The sequence below is a fragment of the Larkinella soli genome (assembly GCF_003703975.1).
GTDB classification, from domain to species: domain Bacteria; phylum Bacteroidota; class Bacteroidia; order Cytophagales; family Spirosomataceae; genus Larkinella; species Larkinella soli.
Window position 1 is genome coordinate 57,198 of sequence record NZ_QTJY01000017.1, and the last position, 18,175, is coordinate 75,372.

The 18,175-nt window shown below is 44.3% G+C and carries 17 protein-coding genes; 8 read left to right on the forward strand and 9 right to left on the reverse strand.

Annotated features, from left to right (window positions below; translation table 11 throughout):
- Positions 1–64 precede the first annotated feature (64 nt).
- The 3 genes from DX909_RS24085 to DX909_RS24095 all read right to left on the reverse strand — a co-directional run bounded on the left by DX909_RS24085 (position 65) and on the right by DX909_RS24095 (position 2,914).
- Positions 65–346, reverse strand: a complete 282-nt coding sequence (locus DX909_RS24085) for a hypothetical protein (protein ID WP_128547799.1) — start codon at positions 344–346, stop codon at positions 65–67.
- A gap of 378 nt (positions 347–724) precedes the next feature.
- On the reverse strand, positions 725–1,516 hold the full coding sequence (locus tag DX909_RS24090; RefSeq protein ID WP_128547800.1) for a class I SAM-dependent methyltransferase: 792 nt from the start codon (positions 1,514–1,516) through the stop codon (positions 725–727).
- Positions 1,517–1,705: 189 nt separating this feature from the next.
- Positions 1,706–2,914: a serine hydrolase domain-containing protein gene (locus tag DX909_RS24095; protein WP_128547801.1), complete on the reverse strand. Its 1,209-nt coding sequence runs from the start codon at positions 2,912–2,914 to the stop codon at positions 1,706–1,708.
- Positions 2,915–3,647: 733 nt separating this feature from the next.
- Between DX909_RS24095 and DX909_RS24100 the strand changes: the two genes are divergently transcribed.
- From DX909_RS24100 to DX909_RS24110, 3 genes are all read left to right on the forward strand, one after another.
- Positions 3,648–4,364, forward strand: a complete 717-nt coding sequence (locus tag DX909_RS24100; RefSeq protein WP_128547802.1) for a LytR/AlgR family response regulator transcription factor — start codon at positions 3,648–3,650, stop codon at positions 4,362–4,364.
- 540 nt (positions 4,365–4,904) lie between these two features.
- Positions 4,905–5,900 carry a sensor histidine kinase gene (locus DX909_RS24105; RefSeq protein ID WP_164851382.1) on the forward strand — a complete coding sequence of 332 codons (996 nt, stop codon included), beginning with the start codon at positions 4,905–4,907 and terminating at the stop codon, positions 5,898–5,900.
- A gap of 369 nt (positions 5,901–6,269) precedes the next feature.
- Positions 6,270–6,668 (forward strand): PDZ domain-containing protein, encoded by a 399-nt coding sequence (locus tag DX909_RS24110; RefSeq protein ID WP_128547804.1) that lies wholly within the window; start codon positions 6,270–6,272, stop codon positions 6,666–6,668.
- A 4-nt stretch (positions 6,669–6,672) separates the two neighbouring features.
- Here the strand turns inward: DX909_RS24110 and DX909_RS24115 are convergent, their stop codons facing one another.
- A complete protein-coding gene (locus tag DX909_RS24115) occupies positions 6,673–7,839 on the reverse strand; it encodes a helix-turn-helix transcriptional regulator (RefSeq protein WP_164851383.1) in 1,167 nt (388 codons plus the stop codon).
- 240 nt (positions 7,840–8,079) lie between these two features.
- On the opposite strand from DX909_RS24115, the gene DX909_RS24120 reads away from it, so the two are divergent.
- Complete coding sequence (locus DX909_RS24120) at positions 8,080–9,126, forward strand: alpha/beta hydrolase (protein ID WP_128547806.1); 1,047 nt, start codon at positions 8,080–8,082, stop codon at positions 9,124–9,126.
- A gap of 192 nt (positions 9,127–9,318) precedes the next feature.
- Here the strand turns inward: DX909_RS24120 and DX909_RS24125 are convergent, their stop codons facing one another.
- Positions 9,319–9,756, reverse strand: a complete 438-nt coding sequence (locus DX909_RS24125; protein WP_128547807.1) for a hypothetical protein — start codon at positions 9,754–9,756, stop codon at positions 9,319–9,321.
- A 1,078-nt stretch (positions 9,757–10,834) separates the two neighbouring features.
- On the opposite strand from DX909_RS24125, the gene DX909_RS24130 reads away from it, so the two are divergent.
- Positions 10,835–11,449: a hypothetical protein gene (locus DX909_RS24130; protein WP_128547808.1), complete on the forward strand. Its 615-nt coding sequence runs from the start codon at positions 10,835–10,837 to the stop codon at positions 11,447–11,449.
- Between the two features lie 60 nt (positions 11,450–11,509).
- Complete coding sequence (locus DX909_RS24135; RefSeq protein ID WP_128547809.1) at positions 11,510–12,727, forward strand: serine hydrolase domain-containing protein; 1,218 nt, start codon at positions 11,510–11,512, stop codon at positions 12,725–12,727.
- A gap of 411 nt (positions 12,728–13,138) precedes the next feature.
- Here the strand turns inward: DX909_RS24135 and DX909_RS24140 are convergent, their stop codons facing one another.
- The 3 genes from DX909_RS24140 to DX909_RS24150 all read right to left on the reverse strand — a co-directional run bounded on the left by DX909_RS24140 (position 13,139) and on the right by DX909_RS24150 (position 15,375).
- Entirely contained in the window at positions 13,139–14,203 is a 1,065-nt protein-coding gene (locus DX909_RS24140; RefSeq protein WP_128547810.1) for a M23 family metallopeptidase, read from the reverse strand.
- 162 nt (positions 14,204–14,365) lie between these two features.
- A complete protein-coding gene (locus DX909_RS24145) occupies positions 14,366–14,638 on the reverse strand; it encodes a hypothetical protein (RefSeq protein WP_128547811.1) in 273 nt (90 codons plus the stop codon).
- A gap of 32 nt (positions 14,639–14,670) precedes the next feature.
- Entirely contained in the window at positions 14,671–15,375 is a 705-nt protein-coding gene (locus tag DX909_RS24150; RefSeq protein WP_128547812.1) for a class I SAM-dependent methyltransferase, read from the reverse strand.
- Between the two features lie 575 nt (positions 15,376–15,950).
- On the opposite strand from DX909_RS24150, the gene DX909_RS24155 reads away from it, so the two are divergent.
- The gene (locus DX909_RS24155; protein ID WP_128547813.1) at positions 15,951–16,628 is read left to right on the forward strand and encodes a hypothetical protein; all 678 of its coding nucleotides are present in this window, start codon (positions 15,951–15,953) and stop codon (positions 16,626–16,628) included.
- Positions 16,629–16,970: 342 nt separating this feature from the next.
- On the opposite strand, the gene DX909_RS24160 is transcribed toward DX909_RS24155, so the two are convergent.
- Positions 16,971–17,492 (reverse strand): HNH endonuclease, encoded by a 522-nt coding sequence (locus DX909_RS24160; protein ID WP_128547814.1) that lies wholly within the window; start codon positions 17,490–17,492, stop codon positions 16,971–16,973.
- Positions 17,493–17,796: 304 nt separating this feature from the next.
- Here DX909_RS24160 and DX909_RS24165 point away from each other — a divergent pair, with 304 nt between their 5' ends.
- Positions 17,797–18,114, forward strand: a complete 318-nt coding sequence (locus DX909_RS24165) for a hypothetical protein (RefSeq protein ID WP_128547815.1) — start codon at positions 17,797–17,799, stop codon at positions 18,112–18,114.
- Positions 18,115–18,175 lie beyond the last annotated feature (61 nt).

An 18,175-nucleotide genomic window follows, 5' to 3' on the forward strand; every position in this document is an offset into this window, starting at 1 on the left:
CCACTGATCTGGACACCCCTGCACCTATGAGGAATGGGCTTCCCCGAAGGTAGTCAGGTAGTCGTCAATGGCTGTCAGCAACGCCGGATCGGATAGGTCGGACTCGCTGTTGCAAAAAAACTGCCAGCCCTCCCGGCAAGGCATTAAGGAGAGATACGCCCCCCCAGGTTGACAAGGTAAGCTGAAAACAGTCCTTCCCTATTTCGAAGCTGCCGCGTTCAAAGCCCAGCCGGACAGCCAGATCTTGCGCCTGGGCATTGGTAATCTTTCTAAAAATCATTGATTGATGAAGAGGGTGTCCACGAAATTGGACACCCTTTGTTCTGGCGAAGGTATAACGATTCATTACAGGTTGGCAAAGGGGTGGGGAGTTTCATCATCCTTAAAGATGGGCATAATGTTTTCGTCGAGTACCGAAAAGGCCGCAGCTTCAAGATTTCGCCATGGTTCACTTAAAGCCGATATATCTTGCCGCAATTTTTTCAGACGATCCTGAGCCACGACCAGTAACTTACTTTTTGTCTCCTGATTTAAGCGAGCAATTCCTGGTTTGATTTGGTGTACTACCTATTAATTAATAAAAATCAGCAAAGTGAACTTAGGGACAAAGCAGACCCCTTATGTGCTTTTTTTTAACTTATTATAAGGACTTTTTTTGTCTAACAAAACTATCAGCATTATCAATACCACAATCCACAACCCAAACAACAAATGATGTGCAACGCTAAGAGGTTTGATTAGCCATTTCATACTTTTGAGCATTAAAGTATAAGTCCAGTGCGTCTGCCGTCGCATTGGTGAAGTGGAAGTCAGTGTGGCGGATATGCGAAGCTAATCCAAAGCGTTTGGCTACTCTGTTCCGGTTCCAGCGGTTGAGGAACTCGTACGGCCAGCGAAGCGTCCAGCTTGGTAGTCGGTGCTGCAGGTCAAACCAGTCGTAACGTGTTAGTTGTTCAACAGTTCGCTTATTCTCTGCGTAATATGCCTTCACCCGTTCATTTCCCGTTACTCCACCGGCCTTTACTTTTACAAATGACCTTCTCAGCAAGGTCATTAACTCTTTATCCGTATACTCTCTAACGTGCCAAGGATTGCGCGTTAAAGAATGAAACCGGTTAATTGTCGTGAGCAGCAGCTTACCTCCGGGCTTAAGTACTCGGTGCATTTCCTCCACCAGCCGTTGATCCTCCCGAACGTGCTCAATTACTTGGAAGCACAATACAAAGTCATAAAAGTCAGTTGGCAACTCTGAAAGAGGAGGGATCCGCATGGTTATGAATGAACCTTGTGGATGTTCCTGTTGTAAATGGTTAATGAGTGCCTTGTTTTTATCAATGCCTGTGTAGGACTTGACTACTGGTAACAACGTTTCAATACCCCGCCCCCAACCGCATCCCACCTCTAATACGTCCCCACCGATGCAAGAAGCTGCATGTACATATGGAAAGAGAAGCTGCTGATGTAGCGGGTTATCAGATGGAATGGTAGCGGAGGTGATTTCAGTGGAATTGTACATGATATAATTTTGAGGTAAGCCTTAAGTAGCGTACAAGGCATCTGCTTCAAACAATTGAAGTATCTGAACCGGGCTGGCAAACCAAGTCCTCTATTTGGCGCCTCTGCCCGAATGAGGAGAAATGGTAAAAAGGCCTCCCTCGATAGGTATTAACTATTGGGATGGCCTTCTCTAAGCCTTAAGGAATCACTACAAAGATTTTATAAGCCGGGTGAACCGGTTTTCTGCAGCGGCTCGGTTTTTGGCCTCAGGATCTACGTTTTGGAAGCTGACAATAACATAGCCTGTCTCGGGGTTAACAAAGAATACAGCACTATAGCCAAAAATACCTCCAGTGTGCCCGCTTAAATTAATTCCATTAAATTGGATCGTTTCAGACCCTAGGCCCCGTTTATGACCCTCCCGGACAGGTGCATCCTCATACTGGAATGTTCCATCTGGGTTCAAAATAGGCTCCTGCTCTGCTAAGATTGGATCCAATAATAAACGGGTATGTTTATCATCGAGAAGTTGTCTGGATACGATTGCATGGGTAAATTTAAACATATCCTCAACGGTTCCCCAGGCTCCCCCCGCCGCTGTACCCTTTTGGTCTCCTACCCGGTCTGAAGTTTCAATTTTTTTTGTTGGCGCGAAGATTTTGTCTAACATGTAGCCTTTCGCCATGTCCGGATAATTGTCTTTCTTCTGGTAGTACCCCGTATTAGTCATTCTTAAGGGACTTAGGATTAATTCATTGATGTATTCATAGAAGTCCCTTCCAGTTACTTTTTCTATTACGGCGCCTAATGTTACAAACCCCGTATTGGAATAGGCATAGGCTTTCCCAGGGTTATATAGCAAAGGCTTATTTTTTAATATGGAAAATTGTTGTTGATGGTTTAGAGTTTTGCCTTTTAAGTCCGGGTCATCCAAGGCATTCCCCATGCCTGCCGTATGGGTCAGCAGTTGACTGATGGTAATTGTTTTCGTTTTTTCATTAGTTATGTCTGGGAAAAATTTTCCGAGGTTATCAGTTAACGTCAATTTTCCCTCCTGAACCAGACGCATGATTCCCACTGCGGTAAACATTTTTCCGACTGAGGCCAGGTTAAACCGGGTAGTCAGTGTATTTAAGGTTTTAGCTTCATCATCAGCATAACCATAGGCTTTCTTAAAACTAATTACCCCATCCTTTCCCACAAGGACTACCCCTGAAAATGCATAAGGTGAAGATTGGCTGAGCGAATCCATATACTTCTCAAAACTTCCACCTGCTAAAAAATAAGGGTGGATTGAAGTTAGAGGGGGCTGCTGATGATCGCGGCAACTGGTGGCTGATAAAATCATGAAAAACAAAAGTAGAGAGGACCACCAAGTTGGTAATTGAGCTGTGACTTTTTTCGAATTAAGGTTCATACTTTTCAATAAGTAAGTGTTGATCTTAAAATCGAAAGTACATGTTGCCTTAAGTTCTAAGTTTTATTTTCGACTAAAGCCACCATTTGCCCCATAGATCCGTCTTTGGTGCCCATAAATAGATTCTCTTCATACTTGCTCGGAATTGTTAGAGATATTATCACAGGATAATACTGGCCTGCATAGTTTGATTGTTTGTGAATCGTCTAATCGTTTCCTTGACTTCGCATAAGGGAATTATTAATGTCTCCTTGAATCAGCGACGGCCAAAAGCCTGAAGATCGCTTACCTACAGCGATTGAGAAAAGGCCGCGACACAAAACAAAGTATGTGATTGACAGGTAACTAGCGCCAATCGATTCCTGCAATAGTCCGAATAGGCAGCGTGTCGATTCACGAATTTGGGTTAAACAACAAGCATCCCCCTGAGAGCAGCTGTCATCTAGCGGATGAATCTATTCATATACCTTATTGAAAATCACTAGTAAAAGCGTTTTATCACCTGCTGCTCAAAGCCTCTAGCTTTTCCACACCTTTGAGTTTCACCTTTTGGGACCATCGAGGTATTGTAAAAGGTTCTTTTTTTAATTGTTATGGTCGGCAAGTTTTCCACTTCACGGGCGTTTCTAACAGGCAGAGGGCCAACATTCCTCCAGCGTGTTTTTCTTTCCAGGCTATCTAAGCAGGGCATTTAGTCAGCTTGTTTTATAATCTACCTTGCCTTTACGAGAAGATGACAAAACTTTCGTGCGTGGCCATTGATGATGAAATTCTGGCCTTAGAGTCCTTAAAGCAGTATATCCAAAAGGTAGCTGATTTAGACTTGATTTGTTCCTATACCTACCCTCTTGAAGCCATTGAGCAGCTTAACAAAGAACCTGTCGACCTTTTATTCCTGGATATTGATATGCCCTCCTTAAGCGGACTGGAATTTGTCAGGTTTATCGATAGCCAAAGAACGAAAATTGTTTTTTCGACTGCCTACCAGCAATTTGCCTATGACGGTTACAAACTGAATATGCTTGGTTACCTGCTTAAGCCCTATACGTTTGGCGAATTTTTGGAAGTCGTTCAGAAAGCACGTCAACTGCAAGCCCTACCCAAGGCGCCGACCGCTGCCGATCGCTACTTTTTCATTAAAATGGAAAAGGAATTTAAAAAATTGAATTTTCAGGATATCAATTATCTGGAGGCATTCGGGGACTACGTTAAAATTCACTTGGTTAATCAGAAGAACCCCTTGCTCGCCCACGTTCGCTTAAACCGGCTCCTGGATCTGTTACCCTCTGACCAGTTTGTCCGTGTTCATCGGTCATTCGTTATTTCCATCGAGCATATCCAAGGATTTTCCAAAGAAGGGGTAGCCATGCACGCTAACCATTTTGTTCCCATCGGCTTGCATTACCGGGAAAATTTCGAGGCCTGCATCGAAACGAGAATCGTCAAATAATAGAGTTCATGGTAGCCTGAAGGGCATTTGTGGCTGGCCAGTAGCTGTTGGTCGAAAATAAACACAGAACCTTTTTTGAGTGTTTGTTTTGCCAACAGGGTACCAGACAAAAGCCTCCCTCGTCAAAGGTAATTTTTAAAATTCGACTTGTAGGCGCTACTATAGATTTCAGTTACAATTAACCTTATTTTTTACTGTTTAACAGTCGTTAACATAACTAAGGAATATCTTTGTCAATCAAAATGCCTCTTGTCGGCCAATAGTGGCAATTGGTTGCAATGAGTTAAAGCGATGGCATCCCTTATCCAGGCCGGCAGTTAAGTTGTAATCAATTTAAGCTCTTTCATTCAAATATGATGCATGTTTAACATTCAATTGTGGGGTAGAAGCAAGCTAGCTATAAGCATATTAAGCTGGCTACTGGTATTTTGTTTGCCAATCCTCTTACTGCAACTCGACTTTGAGAATCCGGTTTTTTTGACCCGACACCTTTGCAATACCTTCACTTATATAAGCCTATTTTATTTAGTTTATTATCGAGTGGCAGTATCTGTTTTTTTGCCAACTAAAGTCCGCTTTATTGGTCAATTATCAGGCTGTCTGGCCCTTTTTATTTCCTTTCAATACCTTATCGACCTATTATTCCATCAGTTAAGTACGGCAAATGGCCATAAAAATGATTTAATATTACAAAGTTTCTCCCTTTCAATGCTCGTGGATAAAACCCCACAAAGTTTACCTTTTGAGGGATTTAAACCCTATTCCTATAGCTTTTCTCAAACTTCTTTTTTATTAGGCCATTTTATAGCAGGGCCAATCTTGCTATTTTCTGTAATTGTCTGCATTGCTTTATTTAGTTATACATTCCGCCGTCACCAGGAAAAAGAGAATCAAATTGTTTTCCTTGAAAAGGAAAAACTTGAGGCTGAACTCGAGTCTTTAAAGTCTCAGATTAGTCCTCATTTTATTTTTAACCTCCTCCACAGTATCTGTTTCCTGGCCCGTCAGCAACCGGAACGGATCGAGCCCGTTTTGGTAAGCTTTTCGAAGCTGTTGCGCTTTTCGATTTATGACGCTTCTCATGCATCAATCCCTCTAACCAGAGAAGTTGCTTATATTCAAAGTTACATCAAGCTCCAGCAGCTTAGGTTTCCCAACACTGCCGTTCACTTTTACCTGGACGGGCCTTATGATCTTTTAAGCATTCAACCCATGCTCCTGATTCCGTTGGTAGAAAATGCCTTTAAGCATGGGGCTGGTGTCAGTAGAGATTCGTTTGTTGAAATTCGCTTAACGGCTCATCAGGACCGGTTACACTTCTTTGTAAAAAATCGCTATTTAGCTGATTCACACCAACGGCTTAAGCTGGTAGGGGGGATTGGTTTATTGAATGTGAAGAAGCGTTTGGACCTACTCTATCCGGACCGGCATTACCTTCATTTCAAGAAAGACCTCGACTTTTTTTTGGTTGAACTCCAACTCGCACTGCAAATTAAGGAAAGGCAATTTAACCATGGATTCGAGGACGCGAATTAGCGAAGAATGTAACAGTTCCTTTTTTAGACTTTCCCCAAAAGCTTTCAGATGAGGCTTTTAGAGTTAATACATCTAAAATTTTAACAGGCACTTCGAACTATGAATGGTCCTTACTTTTCTATTTCTAACCAGTTGCAGCCAACATCCGCCTGAGTTGCTCAGAAGGTTTTCCAATTGTTGAAGAGGTTCTTAGTTGTAGCTTGGGTTGCTATGTTATCCTGGAGTGGCATCATTGACTGTTATGGACAAGCCTCGCCCCCGAACCCCAGATTAACTAACGCCAATCTAAGCCAAATTATAACAGATAATTACCTTCCTCCAAAAGAGAAGGTGTTTTCCGCCAGACCACCGGGACCTGTCACCTTATCAATGCCTGAGGCACGAGGCGATTCAGCGGAAGCACTTATTTCGCGAGTAGCCCGCCTACGGGATCCAGCCGTCCGCCTGCTTACAGCCGACGAATTTAATCTTTTCTTCGACGAGTTTTTGGGTAAGCCTCACTTTGGAGTTGGTTTCCGTGAAGTTCTATCCATAGATATACTTTCTGATGGCTCAGTTGAATTTATAACCGCTCCAGAAGGATCTCCTGCTGATCAGGGCGGCCTCCAAGCAGTCGATCTCCTGCTTGCCATAAACCAGACCAATGTCCGGGGCCTTCCCCTTCAACAGGTGGTAAGCCTCACTCGGCTTGGCGCCGGTCAACGGGTTGGGCTTTTGATTGAACGCAATGGTCGTTCCTTAAAACGTACATTCAAAGCCCAACGGTAACCGGTTAAGACTTGAGGGAAGCAGTCTGATTTTTGAGGGTTTCTGTTGAAGGATTTTTGCGGTATTCTGAGGGGGTTTGGCCTGTTACTTTCTTGAAGACAGCATTAAAGCTGGCTTTGGAGTTGAACCCCGCGTCCAACCCAATACTTAAGATAGTTAAGTGCGATTTCCTAGGATTGGTCAGTTCCCGTTTGGCCTCTTCCACCCGGTAGTGGTTAATGAAGTCATAGAACGTTAGCCCAGACACCGTATTTAACACCTGGGAGACGTGGTAGGCTGGTGCATTCAGGTGGCTAGCTAGCTGCGTGAGGGTGATTTCCGGTTCTAAAAAAAGCTTCTGGTTCTCCATTAACTGGATTAAGGCCTGCTGATAAATGGCGGCCTGCTCCGGCGTCAGGTTAGATTTCTCATATTTAGGCGGGGTTGCCGGTAGGTCTTCCGGTTCAGTTAGCACCTGAGCGGCACCAGACGGTTGAAGGAAATGGAGGTAGGCCACCGTATAGGTATACATCATCAGCAGAACTTCCATGGCCGTGTAGAGTTTCGCTGATTGATAATACAATACCAGTGCCCACAGCACCCACAGGGCAGTAAGCCCCAGGAGAAAATTGCGTAGCCAGCGTAGACTCCGGGGATTCAAGGCTGAAAAGAAGTGCTTTAAGCGTCCGGTATGCCGCGTCAGGGCCAGGATGGCGGCTAGTAAATAAATAACCGTGTACACCGCTAGTAAAACCGCTCCCGCATCTGCAAAATAGGGATCTTCGCTGGTATACATCGCTTCAACGGCCTGGCGTTGCTGGGTTGCATCTAAAAAATAGAAAGGCAGCTGTGTCCCGGCTAACAATAGGGCCGGTAGTCCGTGCAGCCAATCTCGCTTGCGGAAGTGGAGATCAGGCTGGATCTGCAAGCGGGTATAAAAATATAAGAAGGGCGGCAATACGAAGAACAGGGGCGCAGTGAGCCCGTTTAACCAGGGGAAGGTGAGCAGCCATTTCGACTGATACGCAAAATCGCTGACATTGGCTCCGGCGAACACCCACACAAAAAGGGCCAACCACCGATTCAGCCGTCGACTTGCCACTGGCCGAAACCATAATACCGCTCCCAGCAGAATGCCCTGAACGATAATCAATAGGGCAATTATCGATAAGGCATTAAAAGAAAGGTTCATTCTCTCAAGCATAGATCCTGTAAGGCACATTCTTGCCAATAATCATGCCATTGGAACCATCTACTTGAATATAAGCAGGTTGTAACATTTAGCCTACTTTAAGATGTTCGTAAATGGACAAGTTTTGTCCTGTAACGTACACTTTGATAAGGAGAGAAAAAGGTCCACTCCGTTTGGATAAGTCGACTCTGTTGCTCTCCGGCCATTGTTTTGAGCCGAAATCAAACCACAGCAGAAACCATGAACAAACGGAATCTATTGAACTTCGTCCTACTCACCTTTTACCTCTGTGCCTGCGAAAAGCCGTCTACCTCCCCTAAGCCTTCCTATCCGGGAAAAAAAATCGACATTGGCGGATATCAGCTGCATTATATCCTGCAAAACCCCTCAGCGGATAATCGTCCGGCGGTGGTCATGGACGCTGGCTTAGGGGGCATTTCACTGGACTGGCACTTGGTGCAGCAAGCCTTAGGAACTGAGCTTACTACCTTGTCCTATGACCGCAGCGGTATGGGGTGGAGTGATGCGGGTCCTTATCCGGGCAATCTGGAACAGAACGTCCTGGAACTTCATACGTTGCTAGACCGGCTGCACCTGAAAAAACCCATTTTGTTGGTGGGTCACTCTAGTGGTGCTTTACGGGTGCTGGCTTACGCCCGTAAATATCCTGACGAGATCTATGGTGTAGTGCTGGTCGATCCTACCGTGGAAACGAATCAGGCAAAAGTAACCCAGTATTTATCCGAGTCCGAGCAGCAGGCGATTGAACGGGCCGGTGGTGTACCAACCGATCCCACGAAAGAAGAACTCAATGCATTTCGTCAGCAGGTAGCCTCACTTGACAAAATGGGGAAGCTGAAAGAAACCCTGAAGCAGCAGGAAGTGGGACGGTCTGTACGGGACTTTTTGCCTGCTGATTTAGCTAAACAGTACGAAGAGGTCAGCTATGCCGCCCGTTCGATTTACACGTTATTGGATGAACTCGAACAAACGCCAACGGCCGTTAAGCAGGTTTATGACCATCCCTTCCCCATGGGTAAGAAACCTATAGTAATCTTATCAGCTACCCAGATGCAGAATTTTGCCAGTGACGGCCCGCCGGCCGGCATTCCGACTGAGATCGTTCCCTTAATTATAAAATTAAAAAACCGGACTCAAAAGGAGCTGGTGTCCTATTCAACTCACCCGGCCAGCCAGCAGGTCATTATAGAGAATGCTGGACACTACATACAAATTGACAAGGTTGACGAAGTGGCTAAAGGTATAAAATCAATCCTTGGATTATGATTTTGGGCGTGAAAGCATAGGCGATTCAGACCTTCTATTGCTAGGTCTATTTCGTATTTACCTGACGCTATCTTCTTTTTAAACCCCTGCCCTCCAGCATGTTGAACCTTCGTTACAACATTTTTGAGGTCAGCTATTATTTCCATCATTTGAAAAGTTTTACTGATTACGTTGCCACAGAAGCAAGCCATTTCAGCGATCTGATTGATTGATTGGAGCATTTTTGGCTTTTTTCTCAAATGCGCAAATCAGGTAAGGTAGTGCTTGGATAGCAAGCCAAAAGCGCCAACCTAATCCAATCAGTAGGATGTTCCAATTAATAGTAAGATTTAACAAATATAACCCAATTAACATCAGAGGTAGTGCGGACAGATATTCAGAAACTTTTCTAGCCTTGTCCAGCGAAGACTGACCAAGTTGGTCAGCAGGAGGATGCCTTTTGAGTGCGATAAACAGCAGAAGGAAGGCAAGAGCTAGGCTTACGTCCACGATCCCTGCGGTTGGCATAACCTTTCCTGCTTGGTTAACAATTGAGCCAACAATGGGAAACAGGCAAGAAATAAGCATCAGAATTATAAAGAGAAGGGCTAGCCTGGAAAGGGAAGAGCTGAGTTGATTGATGTTGCTCATAGACGCTACGTGAAGTGCCTTTCCTCAAAGGTATGCCTAGAGGAAGTAGAACAAAACAGCATTTTACAAACGGTTGAGGCATCTCAATTTCCTTCGTTCGTTTGGGAATCGAAAACGTCTCTAAATCAAATAAGCCCAGATACGAGATCAGAATGGCAGCTTAAACCGAATCTAGCCGGCAGTTAACTCTAATTAAATATATTTAACAATGCTTAACACTGGCATAACCCATTTTTGTGGCTCGAATGAATAGTCATCAATTTTAATCACTTCAAGTATGCTCAATTTCTTAAAATTTGCTTTTGTCAATACTCTCCAATCGCATGTTTGGACGGTCTTACTTGGTCTTTCTCTTTTAAGCGGGTGTAAACAGGAATCCATAAACGACTCCAAAGTCGACCCCTTAACTGTTATACCAACCTTCAACGCGCAGGTTTCGAAGTTAAAAATTGGCACTCATTTGGTGAGTTGGCCTGTGCATGATCAGTTGACAAACTATTTGACACAGATTCAGTTTAGGCTAGGGGTTAGACATTGGCCTGCAGTTTTAATCCCTTATAAATTGAAACCAGATAACCTGTTTAGGCCAATCCAGTTAGGTAGTTTGATTCACTTCCTCTACCCGGCCGTTGCACCTGGTCTTGAAGGCCGTCTTTTGACAGCCTTCTAAACAAAGGGTCCGCAACTAGCAAGGGCGACTCTTTCCACCGGGGTTGACCGTGGAGTTATAGCTAAATGATAAAGTCGTTTTGTAAATTCAGTCCGCCGAGTACTGGATCCAGCCAGCTTTTCAGAAGGTAAGCACCTATTGGTCTAACTGCCTGTAAATTGGTTTATAATTTCATAGTGCTCCTGTCCCAATCCTCTATCAGAAAGGTCAAAATCAATTTTAAGTAGTTCGTATCTTAAATTGAGATGAATTGCTTTGGGAGTACTATATCATCAGATCAGAAAATAACCACTCATTTAAGGAATACCGAGACTGAAGTTTGCCTGATTTAATAGCATGGCTAACATCAGAGGCAACTCCTTGTTCGGTAATTACCAGCTCACTTTCTCAGATAATTAATTCTTTTTTATGAGCCTCACCATCATGTCACTAGTAGCTTTGTGTTTTTTAGACAGCTTTGCTTCTCAAGCAGATAAGCCCCTGCGGTCCTTAAAAGAATATCGTTTTTTTTCGGTTTCCACTTATAACCACACGTATAATCTGCCTATGTCAAATCCATTTGAGATGCCCTATAACCCGGGGATAGCCGCAGACTATAACTTTCCACTCCGGAAACGAGCTAAAACACTCTGGTACCAGAGCTTAGGGCTTAATTATTATCATCATAAAAGTGTGAATCAAGGCGTTCAATTGTATATGGGCTTAAACTTTCGACATGCATTTCACAATGGTTTGCAGGCTAGCCTCGGCTTAAATCTCGGTGCACTAACTACCTATGATACAAAACCAAATTACCGGATAAATTCTGAAGGAGAGGCGGAGCGCATTAAGAAAACAGGACGAAGATCGTACCAAGGTACCATTAACGTGATGCTTGGTTACAGTCTTCATAAACGGTTGAATCTACCATTCGATGTTTACTTCCGTTACGCATGGGGCTTACAAGCTCCTTTTACTAACGAGATTCCACTTATCCCCCACAACAACTTGCATGTGGGTGTCAATTATTATCCTTTCCGTTAGGACAAATCCTTTAATAATTACTTTCAAAGCTCATTGGGGCAAGTTAAAATTAGAAAATTCATGAAGAGAGCCTCTCTTGTATTTGTTTACGCATTCTTTTTGACGGGTTGTAGTGAAAATATTCCAGTTGTATCGCCGCCAAATTGTGACCCTGCCTTAATCGAGACCAGCGCCAAGCATCCAAAAAACAGTCGGTACAAGGCCGTTCTCCAGAAGTACATTAATATGGGTATACCGGGCCTTTCCGCCTTGATCTATTCTCCTTCGGAGGGTGTTTGGGTGGGAGCCGCCGGATACTCGCAGCTCGAAAGCAAAACGGCGATGCATCCCTGCAATGTCTTTATGTCCGCCAGCGTTGCTAAATTATACCATGCGGTGGCTGTTCTAAAGTTACAAGAGGCTGGGCGGCTCAATATCAATGATAAAATTGATAAATACATTCCTTCTTCCTTGTGTGATCAGGTACCGAATGGGCATGAAGTAACTATTAAAAGCTTACTAAATCATACCTCGGGCATTCCTAATCCTACCAGCCAATTGAAATTTTTAATTGATTATATACAAAACTTTAAAAAACACTACTCATCACACGAGTACATTAGCTTTATATTTAACAAAAAGCCGTTTGGCACAGTAGGTCAAACCTATCATTATTCCGACGCCAATTATATTTTAGTGGCGCTGATTCTTGATCAAGTATATGGAAGTCATGCCCAGGCCATCTCGGATTTGATTATTCGTCCGTTGGGCTTAAGAAATACCTATTATAAACAGGAGGCTAATTTCGACCACCCTGCAGGGCTTGTTAACTCCTATGCCGATTTTTACGGCGACAAAACCCTTCAGAATATGTCAGAAGAAGAGCAGATCTTCAATAAATCTAATGAAGGGCACGATGGGATGAAATTCTCGGTGCACGATAATTATTTGTTTTTAAAAGCTTTATTTATTGACCAGACCTTGTTGACTACTGCCTCTCTTCAACTCCTTCAAACTGAAGAAAAGGTAGCTGGATTAACCGGACGTCGACCTTTACTGGGTTGCTTTGTGAACAATACTTCTTCTTATACCCAAATCTATCATCCAGGTGGAACCATAGGCTCAGCGAACTATTCCGGTTATTTACCGGAGCAAAAAGCCATTATTATTATTTGCTCTAATTTTGGAGCTGCGGTTTCATCCGATTTTAGTAAAGCATTTCTAGGACCTGATCAAGGGGCTAAAAAAGGGACACCTTATCTGGTCGATGATTTAATAAAAACCTTTATGGAACCTTAGGGAAGATTTGAGGCTCTAATGATTGTAAAAACTATTCTCAAGAGTCTTAAATCGTTATCTCATAGATCAACCTCTCGTTTTCTCATAATCAACCGAGTTCATAAGACTTCTTTATAAATGCTTTTACAGTTTTCTAGCTAGTAAGACGGCAGGGATTTGGTGGTCAATGTATTTCACCACTAAGTGTACTCTAGCGGTATATCATGTAAAAACCTGTTGGGATGTGTTGATGCTTTGGCAGATCAGCTTCTCCAACTCACTGCCGACAATGGAACTGCTCGCGAAACGGTGCGCAGCCCCTCTTCAAAAATAAGCATAGGTTTAAGAACAATGATCAGGATACGCAGTCAGGCCGGTCCGGTGGGCTGCCTCCAATGGCTTTGAGGCTGGAGAATGGGTTCCTCAACCAGGTTAATTGGATTGAATATCACCGGTATCCATAAACAACTTTCGCCTTTGCAAAATAAAACTACTGGGTAGGCCTTCCGCCTGCCAGGCATGCGACGTGTTGCGTAATTCGAAGTGGAGATGAACCGCGTTGCCCGTGGATCCTGAAAAGCCCACTTGCCCCAGAATTTGTCCGGTTTTAACCAGTTGACCGGGCTTGACCGAAATCGTACCTTTGGCCAAATGAGCCAGTAAACTATATTCCCCATTTTGATGATCGATGATCAGGTAATTGCCGTTGAAGGAGGCAGGATTTTCTAACGAGAGCTGCCCTCCCTGAATGACATTGCCCTTCTTGTCGATGTAATTATCCGCCACCGAATCGACTACGGCAATGACCCACCCACTGGCTGGGGCTTTCACGGGTTTTCCGTAGGCATACCACTCCTTGATGTTGTTGCGGTTAGAAGCGTAGGGCTTCCCCTGCTGATCGACCAGAGTAAAGTCATAGGCATAACGGCTAGCATTTTGGGTTAGCCCTAAGCGCTTAGCCACTGGGTGGGTGAAGTCAATGCGTCGGTGGTGCGAATAAAAATCATGCCCGTCATATACCAACAGCCTGCCGCTTAAGGGGAGTTGAAGATGCGTTTTGGTTTCGTACAGTTTTGGCCTGATTTCACAGCGAACCAGTTCAATATGACCCGTCGAATCAGCAAAGCTGAATTCATACACCAGCCTGGTGGCCTGTTTATCCTTGGTAAGTGCATAGAACGGGTTAAAGACCAATAGAGTTGACCGTGGGCTCGCCCTTCGTTGAGGTGAGGTAGCGATGGAAGGGGCCAGCGCACTGGCATCAAGGTGTTTAATAGCGTGGCATTGATTATCAGGCCCATAAAGCCAGGCCCAGATTGCCAGTAAGTTGAACGATTTATCAGAGACATTTTCAAATAAGAAATCGCAGTGCAGCGAGAAGCCATTGATCTGTTGTGCAAGGAGGGGCGTCTTGGGTTGAAGGGTCACTTGAATATCCTGTGCCTGGACTAAATGAAGTGACAGAAAAGCAATCGATATATATAAACTTAGTTTCATAGGGAAGTCTAAGTGGTAAATTCCCACGCCAATGTATCGTTCATTTTAACTAAAATGTATATAGCTAAGAACAGTACTGATTGGAAGGACAAGGCTTTTTATTCTTGGTGTTTTGTTAAGCGCATATCTTTTCCATTTTAGTTTTAAATGTGATTAAAAACTTCAACTTTTCAGACCATTTAGTCGTTCTAATAACTCCCGCTGGATGTCTAAGACCCGTCCCTCGCTGCCAGGCAGCATCACCCGATTGAGCAATTCTTCTGCAATGCGGAGCGCCGCCCGGATTTGCTCGGGCGTAGTAGCCTGAGCGGCCGCTCGTTCCAACAAATCTACATGCTCAACTTCCCGCAGATTGCTGCGATGCACCCAGCGAAGGGCATAGTACACTCCTACCCCAGCCGGTAGCAGCAGAAGGTAAGGATAAAGGGTTTTCATGGTGTGGAGCTGGTATCGAACTTCTTAACTTGTCATTTCCTGTAAACCATCGTTATCCCCGGCTTCAACTGCCCGGGCAAAAACCGGAACAGCCAGTTGATAGCCCCTAGCTTCTCGGCCGGCTTCATGGGATGATGCCCGTCCACCGGTCGGTACCGGTAATCAAAGTAGTTCCCAAAGACCATCTCCACCACCTTCAACCCTAAATCCGATCCGATCTGACGCAGCTCGGCCGCCGTGTACTCCCGAAAGTGGCCAGGATTCACCAGCACTGTCCGGATCTGCTCATAGGGATTACGGCCGGCCACCATCTTAATCCGCTTGTGGAGAGCGACCGCATTGGGTGTTTGCACGATAAGGATCCCGCCGTCTTTCAAAAGGGATCTTAGATAATTTAGAACCAGTAACGGGGAGGTATACAGGTGCTCAATGACCTCGGCCATGATTATGGTGTCGTATTGGGGCAAATCCTTCCGCCATCGCTCCAGATATTGACTATCATTCAGATTATACCTGTAGTGAAACCCTTCCGGATACTGCCCTTCCGGTTCAAAACCCATCGTATCGACACTGCGCCCCAACCGCTCGTGAAGCAAAGTGACGAACGGCGATCGACCGATGTCGAGGATCCGGGCTTCGGGAACCGAGTGCCGGTCAATCAGTTCCAATAGGGTTTTATAACGTTGTGCGTGATAGGCAAAATAGCCGTCATGGGTGGGCGGTACAAAGGCGGACATGGGTTGGACAGGTTTAAGCCCGGAAAATACCTGGTCTAACCGGTTAGTTACTATTTCATTTGGGACATATGTTATCAGATTTGGGACACTTTTTATCCAGACTTATCTCACCTTGATTCCCCTTCACCGGGCAGGTGCCCCACTACCACTTTTGGAAAAACAATAGGTTCTTAAGGGTGTCTATATCAGTGGATACCATTCACCACATAGAAGGATATTTTACACCTCTGCAGAATGCGTAAAGATTTGGCCCTGAATCTTTACAGGTGGAAGGTGTAACAAATCGTTACAGGTTGCTGCAAAGGGGTGATGAGATTTATCATCCTTTCTGGAAGTCGGCTCTATAGCAATCCAGAAAATCGAGACTCGAAAAAGTGTAGGAAGTGTAGCTTGTGCAGTCAGGAAAACAACTTATTTTTTCGCTAACTCCTACTAATTGTCTTCCGCCTAGGCTTCAGCCGGCCTTCTTTCGGCAAATTAGAGGGCTTGTAAGAAGTTTGAAAAGAGTAAGAAGAAAAGTCCCGGCTTTATCCAAAATAGAAAGAACAGCCTATAGTGATGGTTGACATTCTGGCATGAACATTGGTACATTGTCCGGCAAATCCTTTGCCTTTCACTGTCCTATGGAGAATCAACCTTTACAGCCTGAACGCAGATTTAAATGGTGGTATCTGGTCTTGGCCGCCGTCCTTTTAAACCTCATTATTTTGTTAGTGCATCAATTGACCCGGGAAGAATACAAATCTCCTGCAAGAAGAAGTGCAAAACCTGATACGGCTACAGGCGCTAAACATCGGCTGGAAGCGGAGCGCCTGAATGGAGTTGATGTTAACGCTGTCTCCAACTGGGACTACAGCAACGATGAAGACAAGATGGGGACGCGGATTAAAACCGCTACATCAACTGCTAAGGAGGTACTGGAGTTTGATTTTCCGTACCAAGGGGGTTCAATTGCCTACTTTACCATACGCCGAAAAGGGGGGCAAACAGATATGTACCTTCGTGTCAGCAAAGGGCAGTTTATTGCCAATACATACGACGAAAGCACCTGTCGCATTCGCTTTGACCAAGGCAAACCGGTTACATTCGGCATCCTACCAGCAGCAGACTACAGCTCTGATATTATTTTCTTCGAATCTGAGCAGGCGATTTTAAAACGCATCAGAAAGGCCAAAAAGATTGTCGTTGAAGTAGAGTTTTACAAAGAGGGGAAACGGCAGATTGAATTTGACGTTAACGGGCTTAAGTGGTAATGCGAAAGCTTTGTTCGTCCAACCTTCTTAAATAAAAGTAGTAAAACTGAAGTTCTAATAATTTTGACTGAGCCATGTTTTGGAATCACCCACGCTTGCTAAACGCACGGTTTAACGTAATATCCAGGTCGTCGTATGTTCTTACTGTGCGGTAGCCACTGAAAAACGGTTGTTTAATAGCGAGACTCTTACGGATATACGTATCAAAAGCGAGGTCCCCTCTTTTTAGAGTCATCACTGAAAACACGTGCCCCAGTAACTCGAACTCAAAGAATCCGTAATCTTCCAAGAGGTATTGCTGCTTCTCATTCATCAAGATCTGAGGCGAGATGATCAGCTCATTTACAATAGGCATCGCGCTGAAATCTCTCTCAAAATGAAACAAGGGGTAATCTCCCAGATCGTATCGGGCAAACTCCCGAATAAAGTTGTAACGGTCGTCGAGTGCACCCCACGCTGGCGCTCTGTTTCCTCTAAAAAGACTTTGTACAGGCCTTGTTTGAACCGCCGGGTGAGTGTTTGCTGAAAAGAACCTAATACAAAATACTTCGCTTTTAACTTCAATTCATGCTTCTCCTTAGTGAAGTCTACGTCGAAATAGGTGGATTTGTAGCGGCCGGCCCGGTGGCCTCGGCCCACAGTTCCTACAGAATTTAAAATATGGAATCGTGAAAGGTTCAAGCCCTCTTTTAGTGCGGCCTCAATCGAAGGCTTCCCACTTGTAGCCGAACCGAAGTAGGCATTACAACCATCGCATACGTTCGTACAGATGTGGATTCCTCCCAACGATTGCGGGATGGTGTGAGCCTTTTTTAGAAATGACGTCTGTTCTTCTGTTCGCCGACACCAAATGCAGATTTTCATGTGGATGAAAAAGGTTTACCACTCTTCAGGATGCCAGATCGTTCTCCTACAGGTCATCCGCATCTCTTGGGAGGGTGGAACACAAGGCTGCGAGGTATTTTGAAGCCGTACGCATTCGACTTAGCAGCAATCTCGACGTAGCTTTTGCCCCAACCTTTCTATTCGCTGATCAGGTCGGAGGTCGCCTGGCGCTTGTTGGAAAGAGCGAAGCGGAACCTGTGTTTGAATTAAATTCTCGACAACGCCCCTTTTCAAATAATTAATGGCACTATATTGATAGCAATTCAAAATCAGCATTATTCATATGGAAGCAGAACAATTAGCGAGAGTACATAATTGGGTATGGATCTGGATTGGTGAAATGAGAGATAAAGATGCCGAAGGTAAACATCCTATGGAAGGCAGAAGACTATATGTTGAGAAAGATTTTGCCAATGAGCTAAGAATTGGAGATTATTTGGTCATTAAGGACTTTAAGCAGTTGCCGAGTTGGATTAAAGCAGTCGATGATAATAAGTTAGAAGAAATCGATGATTTAATTTTACGTATAACACAAAGAGCTTATTATGATGACCTAGTTATGCACACCAAAATTGTTGGCAAGCACAGTGAAATGCCATAAAAAAATTTAATCAAGATAAAAAGGATTGATTTATAATTTGCCTTGATACCCAAAGTATTTA

Bases quoted from the DNA above. Each gene is read 5' to 3' on its own strand.
- DX909_RS24135 (WP_128547809.1), top strand. From the start codon at position 11,510: ATGAAGAGAGCCTCTCTTGTATTTGTTTACGCATTCTTTTTGACGGGT.
- DX909_RS24095 (WP_128547801.1), bottom strand. From the start codon at position 2,914: ATGAACCTTAATTCGAAAAAAGTCACAGCTCAATTACCAACTTGGTGG.
- DX909_RS24150 (WP_128547812.1), bottom strand. From the start codon at position 15,375: ATGTCCGCCTTTGTACCGCCCACCCATGACGGCTATTTTGCCTATCAC.
- DX909_RS24085 (WP_128547799.1), bottom strand. From the start codon at position 346: ATGAATCGTTATACCTTCGCCAGAACAAAGGGTGTCCAATTTCGTGGA.
- DX909_RS24155 (WP_128547813.1), top strand. From the start codon at position 15,951: ATGAACATTGGTACATTGTCCGGCAAATCCTTTGCCTTTCACTGTCCT.
- DX909_RS24160 (WP_128547814.1), bottom strand. From the start codon at position 17,492: ATGAAAATCTGCATTTGGTGTCGGCGAACAGAAGAACAGACGTCATTT.
- DX909_RS24115 (WP_164851383.1), bottom strand. From the start codon at position 7,839: ATGAACCTTTCTTTTAATGCCTTATCGATAATTGCCCTATTGATTATC.
- DX909_RS24165 (WP_128547815.1), top strand. From the start codon at position 17,797: ATGGAAGCAGAACAATTAGCGAGAGTACATAATTGGGTATGGATCTGG.
- DX909_RS24145 (WP_128547811.1), bottom strand. From the start codon at position 14,638: ATGAAAACCCTTTATCCTTACCTTCTGCTGCTACCGGCTGGGGTAGGA.
- DX909_RS24140 (WP_128547810.1), bottom strand. From the start codon at position 14,203: ATGAAACTAAGTTTATATATATCGATTGCTTTTCTGTCACTTCATTTA.
- DX909_RS24110 (WP_128547804.1), top strand. From the start codon at position 6,270: ATGCCTGAGGCACGAGGCGATTCAGCGGAAGCACTTATTTCGCGAGTA.
- DX909_RS24130 (WP_128547808.1), top strand. From the start codon at position 10,835: ATGAGCCTCACCATCATGTCACTAGTAGCTTTGTGTTTTTTAGACAGC.
- DX909_RS24125 (WP_128547807.1), bottom strand. From the start codon at position 9,756: ATGAGCAACATCAATCAACTCAGCTCTTCCCTTTCCAGGCTAGCCCTT.
- DX909_RS24120 (WP_128547806.1), top strand. From the start codon at position 8,080: ATGAACAAACGGAATCTATTGAACTTCGTCCTACTCACCTTTTACCTC.
- DX909_RS24090 (WP_128547800.1), bottom strand. From the start codon at position 1,516: ATGTACAATTCCACTGAAATCACCTCCGCTACCATTCCATCTGATAAC.
- DX909_RS24100 (WP_128547802.1), top strand. From the start codon at position 3,648: ATGACAAAACTTTCGTGCGTGGCCATTGATGATGAAATTCTGGCCTTA.